This is a genomic window from Terriglobus roseus DSM 18391 (genome assembly GCF_000265425.1).
GTDB lineage: Bacteria > Acidobacteriota > Terriglobia > Terriglobales > Acidobacteriaceae > Terriglobus > Terriglobus roseus.
Genome location: NC_018014.1, coordinates 1,683,365 through 1,698,003 on the forward strand (window position 1 = coordinate 1,683,365; position 14,639 = coordinate 1,698,003).

General features: G+C 62.4%; 4 protein-coding genes. All 4 read left to right on the top strand.

Translation table 11 applies throughout. From position 1 onward, the window contains the following. Positions 1 to 62: 62 nt before the first annotated feature. The 4 genes from TERRO_RS07050 to TERRO_RS07065 all read left to right on the top strand — a co-directional run bounded on the left by TERRO_RS07050 (position 63) and on the right by TERRO_RS07065 (position 14,617). A complete protein-coding gene (locus tag TERRO_RS07050; RefSeq protein ID WP_014785308.1) occupies positions 63 to 3,245 on the top strand; it encodes a cellulose synthase operon protein YhjQ/BcsQ in 3,183 nt (1,060 codons plus the stop codon). After that, positions 3,242 to 7,816 (top strand): UDP-forming cellulose synthase catalytic subunit, encoded by a 4,575-nt coding sequence (bcsA, locus tag TERRO_RS07055; RefSeq protein ID WP_014785309.1) that lies wholly within the window; start codon positions 3,242 to 3,244, stop codon positions 7,814 to 7,816. The genes TERRO_RS07050 and bcsA overlap by 4 nt, the downstream gene beginning before the upstream one ends. Further along, positions 7,816 to 9,000: a cellulose synthase complex periplasmic endoglucanase BcsZ gene (bcsZ, locus tag TERRO_RS07060; protein WP_014785310.1), complete on the top strand. Its 1,185-nt coding sequence runs from the start codon at positions 7,816 to 7,818 to the stop codon at positions 8,998 to 9,000. The genes bcsA and bcsZ overlap by 1 nt, the downstream gene beginning before the upstream one ends. Before the next feature lie 154 nt (positions 9,001 to 9,154). Continuing rightward, positions 9,155 to 14,617 carry a cellulose synthase subunit BcsC-related outer membrane protein gene (locus TERRO_RS07065; protein WP_014785311.1) on the top strand — a complete coding sequence of 1,821 codons (5,463 nt, stop codon included), beginning with the start codon at positions 9,155 to 9,157 and terminating at the stop codon, positions 14,615 to 14,617. The last annotated feature ends 22 nt before the right edge of the window (positions 14,618 to 14,639 follow it).

Consider the following 14,639-nt stretch of genomic DNA (forward strand, 5'->3'; position numbering starts at 1 on the left):
ATGCATCGGATACCGCCGATCGCAGTACAGCGCGTCAGTGACGCGTGGGGAGTAGGAAAGACATGGACGAGTTCGCGACGAATCCCAAAGAAGACGGAGAGCTGGCGCAGACGCCGGAGACGCCGGAAGATGTTGCGGTTCTGTACACGTGGGCGAATGTCCATGGAGGTAAGTACCGTGACTTTTCCGCATCGCGGCGTGAGTACCGGGCGCAGCAGCGGCACCGTATGGTGGAGGCGCAGCGCCAGGTTGAGTTAGAGGCTGCTCGCGAGTTGGAAGAGAAAGCTGAAAAGGAGCTGGAAGCGGCGCGGCTGCTGGAGTCGAAGACAGACGAGGCGGGTGTGTCGCCGGAGGCTGCGGAGAAGATTCGTGGCGCGGAGCAGCGCGCGGAGCAGGAGCGCCTGGCGGCAAAGAAGCATGTGGAGACGGCCGAGGAGCTTCGGCTGGCTTTGGAGCAGGCTGAGCGCGAGATGGAAGAGGCTCGCCGCCGTGCGGAGGAGCAGTCTGCGCGTTATGCGGAGGCCGATGCGCGCTGGCGTGCCCAGCAGCGCGGCATGGCAGACGTGGTTCCGGGTGAGATCGCCGATCCGTACTACTACGCCGGTCCGCTGGAGCCGGGTGCGTTTGCGCCGGGTAAGGGTGTTCGCAGTTCCGTGCCGCAACGCGTGTCGTCCGAGCGAAAGATTGCGGAGTCGTACTATCGTGCCCGCGGCGAGAGCGGTGCGGAGATCGATGCGCGCAGGGAGGAGTCGCGTCGCAGCGACGAGGGTATTGGTATGTTCGCCACCGGCGGCGGTCACCATGGCCGTCCGAGTGCAGGTGGCCGTTCGATCTATCGCGAGACGGAGCCCGCGATGGAGGTCCGTCCCGAGACGCCGAAGGATATGCAGCAGAATGCAGTGGCGCCGGGCGACAAGCACATTTTGCCGCGTAACCCGGATCCGCGATCGTCTGCCGAGAGCGACGGTCGCCGTGTCGCTCGTTCGGAAGATTCCGATTCGGGTTCGATGCAGACAATGGAGCAGAGTTCCCGCGGCCGCCGGCGGGAGGGCGTCACCGATATGCAGGCGCGGACGACGCGCCACCCGCGCACTTCGGATGAGTCCTATTTGGCGGAATCCTATGGCGAGCGTGCGCGTCAGGATTCTGAGGCCGAGAGCGGCGATCGGTTCGACTATCCATCCGCTCCCGCACCGAGCCCCAGCTATGACCCGGAAGATGCCCGCGCTGTGCGCCACGATGCGAGCCGTTTGCCGGATCGGGAGGGACCAGCTCCACGCGCGACACGGACACACTACGATGACCGTCCGCAGCCCACTACTGCTGCCCATGCGCGATCGTCGGGCGACTACTCCGGTGGACGGGAAGAGCGTCCGGCGTGGTTGGGACGTGAGGCCCGAGCGGCCGATAAGCTGGCCGAGCAGGTCAGCCGCGACGATGAGAACCGTGAAATTGAGGGACGCCGTCGCGAGCGCGATGCGTTTGAGCGGTTTCTGGCACGTTCCACCGATGTGACGCCGCGATCGACGAACGATCGTCCCGCACGCTCAGCGTATCTGGAACGTAACGACGAGCGTGACGACAGGAGTGGTGCGCGCGCGGACACGCGTCCGACGCCTGACCGTGAGGGACTGCGCGAGGATCACGAGGACCGCCAGAATGGCCGTGTCTATCGTGAGAGCACCGAAGAGCGCGGACGGGAAGAGGCTGCCGAGCGGCGCCGCGAAGACCGTAGCTCACGTTCCGCGGCGGGTGGGATGGGGGAAGTGCCGAGCAGCCTGCCCGACGATGGCGAACTGAATCCGCGTCCGCTGAGCGAGCGGCCTTCCGTGGACAAGTTGCCGCCGCTACGCGATCTGACCCCGATGCGCGATCTGCCGCCGATGCGTGATCTTGCGCCCATGCGTGACCGCAGCGGATATCGCGAAGAGGGCGATGAGGCTTCGTCGGTTCGCCACACTGCGAGTGAGATCTCGGCTGCGCCGCGTGAGCGTGCATCGGTGCGTGAGGTCGCGATGAAGCCTGTGCCGCAACGCGATGCGGCGGCCGCGTCGGGGGCCGATGATCGGGCGGACCTGGGTCCGGCCGTGGAAGGCGAGTGGCCTCGTGTCGAGCGCCGCCGTTATGAGCGGTCGTCCGTTTCTCGCGGGATTCCATCGTTGCTGGACAGCAGCCGCGAGTACCGCGCTGCAGCCCGGGCCGCAGATCTGGAAGAAAAGAATGACCGCACGCGGGCGCGATATGCGCAGCGTGATGAGCAAGCGCGTGAGGACTTGCGCGAGTATGGGCAGAGCCAATCCCCGGGTGAGTCGGCTCTGCGCGATCGCGAGGATCGTTCTGGTGGCCGGGCGCTGCCGGAATCAGATACCTTGCAACAGTCGCGTGAGCGTGTGGCTGCGCGCTGGTTCGCTCTGAAGGGGCTGATGGGATCGAATGTGGAGCCGATCGCGGATCCTCCGCCGCAGATCCGCACTTCCAGCGAGACGGACGCGCCCATGCTGTCCATCGTTGCGCTGGCCGGTGGTGTCGGTAAGACGAGCCTGGTCGCGACCCTGGGACGTGCATTGTCGTCCGCCGGTGAGAAGGTGCTGCTGGCGGATACGACATCGCACGGGCTGCTGCCGTATTACTTCGGCGCGCGCGAATTGCGGCCGGACGTCGTGCGTACCTTTTCACCGCCGCCCGGAAGTCCGGACGCGACGGTGTACATGGTCAACTATGAGACCGACCGTCTTGCTGCAGACGATGCCGGGCAAGCGCACCTGGTGGAAGAGATCAGCCGGCACAGCAAGGGAACACAGCGCGTTCTGCTGGATCTGAACGGATCCAGCGCATGGCTTGCGCGCCGATTGGCAAAACTTAACTCCCGCGTGCTGGTGCCGATTGCGCCGGACATGAATTCCGTTTTGAGCATTCGAAGCGTAGAACGTTTCTTTGCAGGTACCCAAGATAGTGAAGGACAGCCGGTTTCCCCCTACTATGTTCTGAACCAGTTTGATGCTTCGCTGCCGTTGCACCTGGACGTGCGCGAAGTGCTGCGTCAGCAGCTTGGAAACCGTCTGCTGCCCGTGATGATCCGGCGGTCACAGTCTGTAGCCGAAGCGCTTGCAGAAGGGATGACCGTGATCGACTATGCGCCGGAATCTCCGGTGACCGAGGACTACATACACCTGGCTGAGTGGGTGCGCAACCTGGCAGCGCCTGCGCGCGTTGGTATACGCCGCATCCGCTGGAGCGAACGATGACACAAACGCGACTCTGGAAGCAGTTTGAGAGTGGCGATAACGTTTTACTAACCGTACTCCGCGTAGTCGTTGTGGTCGCATCCGTGGGCGTCCTGCTGTACGCCGGCGCGCTGGAGCTGACATGGCCGCAGCAGGCCGTGCTGGGTGTCGTATCCGTTCTGATTGCAGTGTGGATGGACCGTTCGTCGTCCAGCTACCTGATTACGCTGACGCTGATGATGGCGTCCTGTTACTCCACGTTTCGTTACGCCTACTGGCGACTGTCTACGGTGGTGAAGTTTTTCCAGGATCCGTCGTCGCAGTGGGGCGGTCTGGATGCGTTCTTCATCTTTACGCTGGTGCTGGCGGAGGCGTATGCCTTCGCGATCCTGTACCTGGGATATATCCAGACACTGTGGCCGCTGCGCCGCACGCCGGTGCCGCTGCCGGATGATCCGAACGACTGGCCCGAGATCGATCTGCTGATCCCGACCTACAACGAACCGCTCAACGTGGTGCGTTACACGGCGCTTGCAGCGATGCATATCGACTGGCCAGCCGACAAGATCAACGTCTATGTGCTGGACGACGGCAAGCGGGAAGAGTTCCGGATCTTCTGCGAAGAGGCCGGCATTGGTTACATGACGCGCGAAGACAACCACCATGCGAAGGCGGGCAACATCAACCGCGCGCTGAAGCGGTTGAAGGCGCCTTTGGTTGCCATCTTTGATTGCGACCATGTGCCCACGCGGTCGTTTCTGCAGGTAACGGTGGGCTGGTTCCTGCGCGACCAGAAGCTGGGCATGCTGCAGACGCCGCATCACTTCTATTCGCCCGATCCGTTTGAGCGCAACCTGGGGCAGTTCCGCACCATTCCGAATGAGGGCGAACTGTTCTACGGCATTGTGCAGGATGGCAACGACTTCTGGAATGCAACGTTCTTCTGCGGATCGTGCGCGGTATTGCGTCGCACGGCGCTGGATGAGATTGGCGGCATTGCCGTCGAGACCGTAACGGAAGATGCGCATACCAGTCTGCGTATGCAGATGAATGGCTGGAACACGGCGTACATCAACATTCCGCAGGCGGCCGGCCTGGCGACGGAGCGGCTGAGCGGCCACGTGAAGCAGCGCATCCGCTGGGCGCGTGGCATGATCCAGATTCTGCGGACGGACAACCCGCTGTTTGCGAAGGGCCTGAAGCCCATGCAGCGTCTCTGTTACTTCAACGCGATGACGCACTTTCTGTACGGTCTGCCGCGGCTGATCTTCCTGTTTGCGCCGCTGATCTACCTGGTTCTGGGTCACACCAATGTGCCGGGTTACTGGGCTGCGATTCTGGCCTTTGCGTTCCCGCACCTTGTGCTGTCGTCGATGACGAACTCACGCATCCAGGGACAGCATCGTCACTCGTTCTGGAACGAGATCTACGAGACAGTGCTGGCGCCGTACATCTTTTTGCCAACGTTTATGGCGATCGTGAATCCGAAGCTGGGTTCGTTCAACGTGACGGCAAAGGGCGGCGTTGTGAGCCGGCGATTCTTCGATTCGCGGATTGCGTTGCCGTTTCTGACGATGCTTGGGTTCAACTTCATCGGGATGCTGTGTGCGATTCCGCGGTACTGGCACTTTCCGTCGGTACAGGGTGGATTCCTGGCGCCGCTGCTGAACGTCCCGGCGAATATGTATGACGGCGCTCACCCGGGCACGATCGTAATGAACGTGATCTGGACGCTGTTTAATACGCTGATCCTGGGTGTTGCGTGCGGCGTTGCGTGGGAGAACCAGCAGCGGCGGCAGACGGTGCGTGTGACCATGCAGGTGCCCGCGACGATCCAGTTGGCGGACGGCACGCTGATCACGGGCGTAACCGCGGACGTGTCCAGCGGCGGCGTGATGATGGAGACAGATCTGCCTGCGGGCCTGCGCGGCGGCGAGCCTGTGCGTATCCAGTTCCCCGTACTGGATGGTGAGGAATCGCTGCCGGCGACGATCGTGCGTGTGAACGGCACAGAGCTTCGCGCGCAGTTCGATCCGCTGTCGATCCCGGAAGAAGAGGCGCTGACGCAGGTGCTGTACTCCCGCGCGGATACGTGGCTGGGATGGGGCGAAGCGCGTGATGCAGACAGGCCGTTGAAGAGCCTGTGGCGAATTATGAAGCTTGCAGTAGTTGGTCTGAGAGAGACGGCACGGGGCCTGATGAAAAACAGCAATGGCGGCGGCGTACGAGCCGCGGCAAAGACGAAGCTGGCTACCAGCATCGCTCCACTTGGATTGATCCTTGCGCTTGGACTTGGCCTGATGGCGCCGGTGCGGTCTGCGTACGCACAGTCTTTGCCGTCGGCAAATGTGCCGCAACCGGTTTCGAGCGGTACCGTTGCCGGACCTGCACCGGTTGCGAAGGTGATGCCTGCCGGGCAGTTCGACAATGTATTTACGTTGCAGGATGTCGGCGCAGCGGACACGATCGTGTTGCGCGGCGTGGACGCGTATCACTCGCAGTACTTTGCCGTGCCGCAGACGCAGGTGGTGAAGACGGCGACACTGCATCTGCGATATCACTTTTCGCCGGGTCTGTTGCCGGCGATGAGTCACTTGAAGGTGTCGATCAACGGCACGCTCTTTGCGACGCTGCCGGTGACGGCGCAGCCGGACTACGCCGGGCTGCCTGCGGATCTTTCGCCGGAGCAGAAGGTGGCAGAGAGCCAGAAGCTCTCCGTGCGGCGCGTGAGCGAGAACAATGCGCTGCTGGAAGCGAAGCTGGAGATGCCGGCCGAGATGCTGGTGCGCGACAACCAGATCACGTTTGAGTTCATTGGGCATTACACGCTGCAGTGCGAGGATCCCTCGCACTCCACGCTGTGGTCACATGTGGACAACACCAGTTCGATCGAGTTGACGGGAAATCTGCTGCCGCTACAGGACGACCTGAAGCTGCTGCCGCTGCCGTTCTACGACGCCGCTGTGAATCTGCACCCGGTAGTGCCGATCGTGTTTCTGAACCAGCCGTCGACGAAGGCGATGCAGGCCGCAGGCATTGTGGCCAGTTACTTCGGAGTGCTGACGGACTATCGCAATGTGCGGTTCCCGGTTTCGCTGGGGCAGATTCCGCGGGGCAATGTGATCGTGATCAGCGAGAACGCGGGCGAGCTACCGGCGTCGCTGAATGTGCAGGGAACGCGAGGACCGACGGTTGCGATGCGGACGAATCCGTCGGACCCGTACAGCAAGGTGCTGGTGTTGACGGGCGATTCCGCCAGCGATGTTGTAACGGCTGCACAGGCTTTGAGCCTGTCGCGCGATATGTGGCAGGGCAACCAGGTGAGTGTGACCCTGCGGCATCCGGAGAAGAGCGAGCCGGACGATGCACCGCGCTGGATGTCGACCGAGAAGATCACGGACGTCGGCCAACTGATGAACCAGGGAGATCTACAGGGCGATGGATCGGTGCCGGTGGGCATCTTCATGCGGCTGCCACCGGATCTGTATTACGGCTCGCGGGCGAACGTGCTCTTCCATATGGACTACCGCTATAACCCGGTGCCGCTGGCAAATGAGAGCACGTTGCAGGTGTACATGAACACTGCGTACGTCTCATCGACGCCGATGCCGCATGCGGACAAGGCGAGTGCACGGCTGGAGACGGAGATCCCGATTCCGCGGGTGAACATGAGGCCGTTCTCGCAGACGATGAGTTTGAAGTTCGTCTTTCAGATTGCGAAGAAGAACAAGTGCCAGGACACGGCGCCGTTGAATCTGCAGGGGTCCATTGTGAAGGACTCGTACCTGGATATCCGGGGCATACCGCACCTGGCGGTTCTGCCGGATCTTGAGCTGTTCAGCAATGCCGGCTTCCCGTTCACGCGGTACAAGGATCTGTCCGAGACGACGGTGGTGCTGCCGGATAATCCGGGCGTGGACGAGATCGAGATGTTCCTGACGATGCTGGGCCACTTTGGTGCGGCGACCGGTTATCCGGCGATCGACGTCACCGTGGCTGGTCCCGACGGTCTGAAGGCTGACGGCAAGAAGGACTACATCGTGATTGGCACCGTTGAGGATCAGACGGCGTTCTCGACGCTGAACAGTCATCTGCCGGTGCAGATCAGCACGAGCGGCGTGAAGATCTCGGATACGCAGGGCTTCTTCGCACCGCTGGAACATGCGTGGTGGAAGGTGCGTTCTTCGGATCATGTGCAATCTGCGGAGCTGGAAGTTTCGGGATCTCTGCCGGATGCGTTGATTGAAGGCATCGAGTGGCCGGCGCGGTCGAACCGGTCGGTGGTGACGATTGCGCTGCGCGACCACTCGGTTGTTCCGGCGTTCCTGACGACGTATCTGCAGGTGAGCGGCACGTCCGACATCTCGCAGTCCGTGAGCGTGCTGCACGGCACGCAGTTTGCGTCATACCGCATCGGCAATGATGTGTACAAGGTGGGTTCGTTGTCGATTCTGACGCGCCTGCAGATGTTCTTTGCTGAATTTCCTGCATCCGTTGTACTGCTGGTCATCGTTGCGTGCATTCTGCTGGCGGCACTGATTCGAGTGGCTCTGCGGCGGCGCGCGCGGTTGAGGTTGCAGGGAGAGGACTAATGCTGGGCGAGGCAGGGAATAAGTGGGGATGGCGCCGGTGGGTTGCCGTGGCGATTGCGCTGAGTACCTTGTCGCTCCAGACGGGATGCCGTGCGGAGGTGCCCTGGCCGCTTTGGCAGCAGTACCGCGCGAGGTTTATCGACGGTTCCGGACGCGTGATCGATCACAGCCCGGGGGCGAACGAGAAGACAACCAGCGAAGGCATGGCGTACGGCATGTTCTTTGCACTCGTCGTCAACGACCGGCCTACGTTCGACAAGCTGCTGCGCTGGACAGAGGACAACCTGGCGGGCGGCGACCTTACGGCGCGCCTGCCTGCGTGGAACTGGGGCAAGTCGCCGGATGGCGAGTGGAAGCCGCTGGATACGAACTCGGCCAGCGATGCGGATCTTTGGATGGCGTATGACCTGCTGGAAGCGGGGCGCCTTTGGAAGGACGACCGCCTGACCAAGCTGGGCGATGTGATGATGGACCGCATTGCGCACACTGAGGTGGCGGTTTCCCCGTCGCTGGGAACGGTGTTGCTGCCCGGTCCGACGGGATTCAAACCGCAGCCGAACACGATGATTCTGAATCCGAGCTATTCGCCGCCGCAGGTGCTGGCACGGCTGAAGGCGGAGCAGCCGTCGGGGCCGTGGGAGGCCGCGCTGGACGCGTTGCCGCGATTGATTGCGGCGTCCGCACCCAGCGGCTTTGCCATGGACTGGGTTCTCTCCGGTGCAAAGACGGTCCCGTCCGTGTCGCCAACGGATCTGGCTGCGGGTAACACGACCGTTGCACCGGTGGGTGGATTTGAGTCGATTCGCGTGTATCTGTGGCTGGGTATGGCGGACAAGGGGACGGCGGTTGTGCAGCGGTCGCTGCAGTCCGTGGGCGGGATGGCCCGTTTGATGGAGAGTACGGTGACGCCGCCGATGCAGGTGGATGCTGCTGGAACAGTCGTGAATGCCGATGGGCCGGTTGGATTTTCGGCTGCTGTGATTCCGTACCTGCTGGCTGTGGGACACAAGGATCAGGCGACCGCGCAGGCGAATCGGATGGCTGCGAGTGTGGACTCGGCGAGCGGTCTGTATGGCCGCACACCTCTTTACTATGACCAGAACCTGGCGATGTTTTCGAATGGCTGGACGGAGGGTCGGTTCAAGTTCGACCGCGACGGCAAGCTGAAGGTGAAGTGGAAGTGACGCCGTCAAGGTGCTGTTAGCCAATGAGTAACCGCTGGAAAAAAGCAGGTGACAGCGGCAGGAAAAGGGTAAGATTCTGAGGAACACCCGGTGTATAGACCGGGGAAAGCTGTACGAAACGTACCGGCAGAGTATCGGTACAAAGGCGTGACGCATGGCAGGCAGGAACCCATCCCGGAAGACACTGTTGCTGCTGAGCGCTGTCTTGCTCGGCGGAAGCGGTGCTGTGCCGGGGCAGGCGCAGGCTCCTTCTGCGAGCAGCAATGTGGCCACGCAGGCTTTGCTCGAGAAGGCTCGTTCGCTGGAGTCGCGCGGACGGATGGATATGGCTGCCCAGACGTGGCAGCAGGTGCTGCTGGCCGATCCGAATAATACGGATGCACTTGGCGGACTTGCACGTTCGGCCAAGATGGCCAACAACCAGGCGCTTGCGAATACTTACCTGCAACGGCTGAAGGCAATTAATCCCAAAGATCCCGGCATCGCCCGCGCAGAGAGTGTGATGGCGCAGGGTGCGCAGCTTTCGCAGCTGCAGCAGGCCGGCAAGATGGCCGCCGCGGGCAATTATGCCGAGGCGATGAAGATCTATCGGCAGGTCTTCGGACCCGCACCGCCGCAGGGTGAGTGGGCGCTGGCTTATTACGAGACGGAAGCTGCCACTGAAGAGGGACGTCCGCATGCGGTTGCGGGTCTGCGGTCGATGGTGGACAGGTATCCGCAGGATTCGCGTTACCAGATCGCGCTTGGCCGCATTCTGACTTACAGCCCGAAGACACGTTCCGAGGGCCGCCGTTTCCTGGAGCGTCATCCGAACGATCCGCAGGCGACGGAAGCGTTGAAGCAGTCGCTGGTTTGGGATGCGCAGAATCCGGCGAGTTCCGGAGACATCCGCAGCTATCTGCAGAAGCACCGCGATCCGCAACTGCAGGAAGCCCTGACAAGGAACGAAGCGGCACAGCGCGCAACGGCCCGCAGCGCGGCTGCGAATCGGCGCTCGGGTGAGGGTGGTTACGGTGCCGGTGTGTCGGATGATCCTGCCACATCGCTGGCGGCTCGCCAGCACAACATCGAAGAGAACGCAGCGTATGTAGCGCTGAATGCGAAGCGGTTCAGCGAAGCCGAGGAGCGATTCAAGTCACTGCTGGCGAAGGATCCGAACGATCCGCGGGCACTGGCCGGTATGGGCTATGTGCGGATGAATCAGCAGAATTTTGGCGGCGCCATCAGCTTCATGGAGCAGGCGAAGCAGGACGGCGCGACCGATAAGGGGTTGGAGAGCAACCTGGCGACGGCGCGCTACTTCTTCCTGATCCAGGAGGGCGGCACCGCCCTGAACGAGAACGACCTGACGACGGCAGAGCAGGAGTACCGACAGGCGCTGACCCTGCGCGCCAATGGTCCTGAGGCTCTGTTGGGACTGGGTGGAACGCTGGCGAAGGCACAGCAGGCTGAAGCTGCGGCTCCTTACTATGCGGAGTACGTCAAGCTGAAGCCGGCTGCGATCGAAGGCTGGCGCGGTCTGTTCATGTCGGAGTATCAGGCTGGCAATTCGCAGCGTGCCCTGGAGACAGAGCGTCGTCTGCCGGCGAATCTTCGTGCGCAGTTGATGCGCGATCCGGACTTCCTGCGGACGCTGGCTTCGGCCTATAGCGCGGTTGGCCGTGATGCGGATGCGCAGCGTGTGTTACGGTCCGCGCTGGATCTGCCATTCCCGACCGGCGCGCAGGGCGTGAAGTCGGATACGCAGTTGCAGTACGCGAGCCTGCTGCTGCAGGCGAACCACATCGATCAGGCTGCGGGATTGTATCGCCAGGTGCTCTCCATGGACCCGACGAATACGTTGGCCTGGGAGGGATTGGTCAACGCGCAGCATGCGATGCACAACGAAGCGGCTGCGCTGCAGGCGCTGGAAAGCATGCCGCCCGAGGTCTACGAGCAGGCATTGCGCGAACCCGGATTCCTTGGGACGGCTGCCGCGATCTACGGTTCGCAGAGCAAATACGATATTGCGCAGAGCCTTCTGGAACGCGCCATTGCGCGGGAGAATACCACCGGGCAAAAGGTGCCGGTCAATCTGCAATTGCAGCTTGCGGGTCTGTACCTGCAACGCAACGACGGGGCACATGCGTTTCCGATCTACCAGCGCATTCTGAGTGAGAACCCGGACCGCGTGGATGCGTGGAAGGGCCTGCTGGGATCGCTGCATGCGGCGAATCGCGACCGCGATGCGCTGGCGCAGATCCAGCAGATTCCGCCGGCGACGCGCAAGACGTTGGAGAGCGACGTCGAGTATCTGCAGTCGATCGGCAATATCTATAACGGTCTGGGGCAGCCGCAGCAGGCGATGGTCTTCTTGAACCGCGTGCAGCAGCGTTACATTGCGCAGCATGCCACTCCGCCGGCTGACATCGATATTCAGAATGCGTATTTGCTCTTCAACGGCCAGAACGACACGGGCCTGTATCGCCAGTTGCTGGTGCTTGGCAGCCGTCCTGACCTGAGCGATGAGCAGCGCCGCACGGTGCAGACGATCTGGGCGATGTGGGCGGTTCGGCGGTCGAACCAGGCTGCTGCTGCCGGTAATGAGAAGCGTGCGCTTGCGATCCTGAATGCAACGGCGAAGGCGTTTCCGGATAATCCGGGTGTTGTGAAAGCCCTTGCGAGCGGCTATCTTCGCGCAGGATTGCCCAAGCAGGCAGTGGCAATTTTCAAGTCGCAGGACATGACGACCGGCTCCGCCGCGGACTACAAGGCTGCGGTGGGTGCGGGACTGGCCGCTAACGACATGAAGGATGCGGAGACCTGGCTACGTTACGGGTTGAACCAGTATCCGCGTGACGGACAGATGCTGGGCCTGGCCGCGAAGTTTGAGCAGGCTCGTGGTGACAGCGGACGTGCGGCTGACTACTACAAGGCTTCGCTGGCAGCGATGCCGCCGGCCGACCCGGGGTCAGAGCTGGCGTACATCCTGAACCAGCCGGTTGCGCTGAATCCGCGCGCGCTGCCCAGCCCGACTTCGGCGCAGGACCTTGCGTCGCTGCTGGCGCCGGGGCAGGAAGATCGCAATGCGGATGGCACGCGGATGACGCAGGCGCCTGCGCGTCCCTATCTGCCCAGCATGACGAACGCATACGGCCAGGCGCCGGTGCAGGTAGGTGCGGGAAGCGCGATGCCGGGTTCGGCCGGACAGGGAGGTTATGCGCTGCCGTCGTCCGGTGCACCCGCGGTGCCGGCATACATGGCCAATCCGAATTCGACGGTGCGGCAGACGCCCACGACGCAGCGTCTGCGGGACTACGCACCGCCCGATCCGTCGACGACGCCCGCCGGCGGTTACATGATCTATCCAGGTGTTTCGCAGAACTTTGCGCCGCCCGAGGTGACAGCACGTCCCGCGAACCAGACGCTTACAGCGAGCGATTCGCTGCCCATACCGGGTGCCTACGCACCACTTTCGACTGAGCGTGATCTGCCGCCAGCAGATATGGCTGTGAACCAGCAGCCGGAGCCTTACCTGGCCTATCAGCAGGAGCAGGTACGTCGCAGTGTGCAGCAGGCGCAGGTCGTGGACGATGCGAGCTTCCTTGCGACCGGACCGCGACGCGATGGCGCGCAGACCGGTCAGTTCAACGGCGAAGTCTACGGACCTTACATCCCCTACGTGGCGCCCAGCCAGGCGAACGGGCGGCCGATGGTCAGTTATTCGGCGAGTGAAGTGAACTCGACGACGTTGCGCAATGGTTCGACCATGAAGAATGCCCGCAATACGCGTGTCGCTCCAAGGTCTGGCACATCGGTCCATCCGGAGATTGCTGCGGCAGAGGCTGCTGCGTCGCGTCGCCGCCAGTCGGATCCGCGCAGCATGATGGGGCAGAGCAATCCGCCGGAGGACATCGACAACGGTGTTGCGCAGAACTCGCAGTACGTACCGCGGGGACAGGGGCAAATGTCGCGCCTTTCGAGCATTCCGTCGACGGAACCGACGAACAGCGGATCCAGCTACACCCCGCAATACAACACACAGGCTGGTCAGACCACGTTGCCCCAGCCGAACGGCTATCCCCAGACCGCGCAGAGCGGTGGAGAGGCCTACGGCCAGCAGTATCCGCGGCCGACGGGTGGTTTGATCGCGCACCGCGCGCCACGTCGTCCGGTTCGGCAGCGGTCTGCCACAGCAGTGACCGGAGTTGGACCCGCCGGTGCGCCGATCTTCTATCCAGCCGCACCCACGGGTCTGACGAATCAGCCGTACCCCGATCTACCGCCGTACAACGGCACTGGCCCGATCCCGTCGGATGAGCAGTTGATTGCGCGCAACATCCCACCGCTGCGCGGCAACTACGATCCGAATGGTGCAGCTCCGCCCCCGCCGCTGACTGAGCGGCAGCAGACGGAGCTGGACTTGGCGACGCTGGAGGCCAGCTACAGCGCATGGATGGGCGGTACGGGCAGCGTGCGTTACCGCAGCGGCCGCGCCGGCGTCGAGCGTCTATTCGACTACGAGATCCCGTTTGAAGCGACGATCGTTACGGGCAGGCGTGTCCGTTTCTCTGTAATCCCGAAGGCTGTCTTCCTGAACAGCGGAACGCTGGACCTGACGGGCGTCGATCCCACGACTGCCGCTGTGCCAGTGCTGGGTACGTTGCCGATCACGGCCATCACAGCGCCCGCGCCGCAGTTCAACTCGGGCGTTGGCGGCGAGTTTCAGATCTCCGGGACCAACTTCGGCATCTCCGTCGGCTACACACCGTACGAATTTCTTGTCAGCAACATCATCGGACGCGCACGTTTCCGGCTGTTTAATCACCTGACGCTGTTCGGCGAGCGCGACTCCGTGAAGGATACCCAATTGTCGATTGCGGGTCTGCGCGACCCGGGATCAGCGACGCCCGTCTTTGAAGGCAATATCTGGGGTGGCGTGGTCTCGACTGTCGGCGGCGCACGGTTTGATCTTGGCGATGAGAAATCAGGTTTCTATATCTCGGGCGATGGCGGAACGGTCACCGGATATCACGTGCTGGACAACAAGAAAATTGAAGGCACGATGGGAGCTTACTTCCGCGTGAAGCAATTCCCGGGCGTCGGTTCGATGACTGTGGGCGGCAGCTTCTTCGGCATGCATTACACCCATAACGAGCGACCGCTGAGCTACGGGAACGGTGGTTACTTCAGCCCGAACGTCTACTTCCTGGGCTCGGTTCCGGTAACGTTTAACGGCTACTACAAGACCAACTTCCATTACTCGCTTTCGGGTGCGCTGGGTGTCCAGACGTTCGAAGAACAGAATGCGAAGCTGTTTCCGCTGGACCCGGTACAGCAGAGCGGCGCCTATTCGGGCTGCACGCTGACGCAGATTGCGCAGCACACCTGCACGACGGCCGAGGTCGCGCGCAACACAAGTACGGGTGCGAACTTCAATATCGGCGGCCAGTTCAGCTATCGCGTTGCAGAGCACTGGTATGTGGGCGGCGCGCTCTCCGCGAACAATACGAATAACTTCACAATGGTGCAGCCGAGCTTCTTTGCGCGGTACCTCTTCCGGCCACAGTATCCGACGGAAGATTACCCGACGGGCCTGTTCCCGCTGGATGGGTTGCGCCCGCTGCGGGTCCCGTAAAACTCGCACGACGATCAGAAAC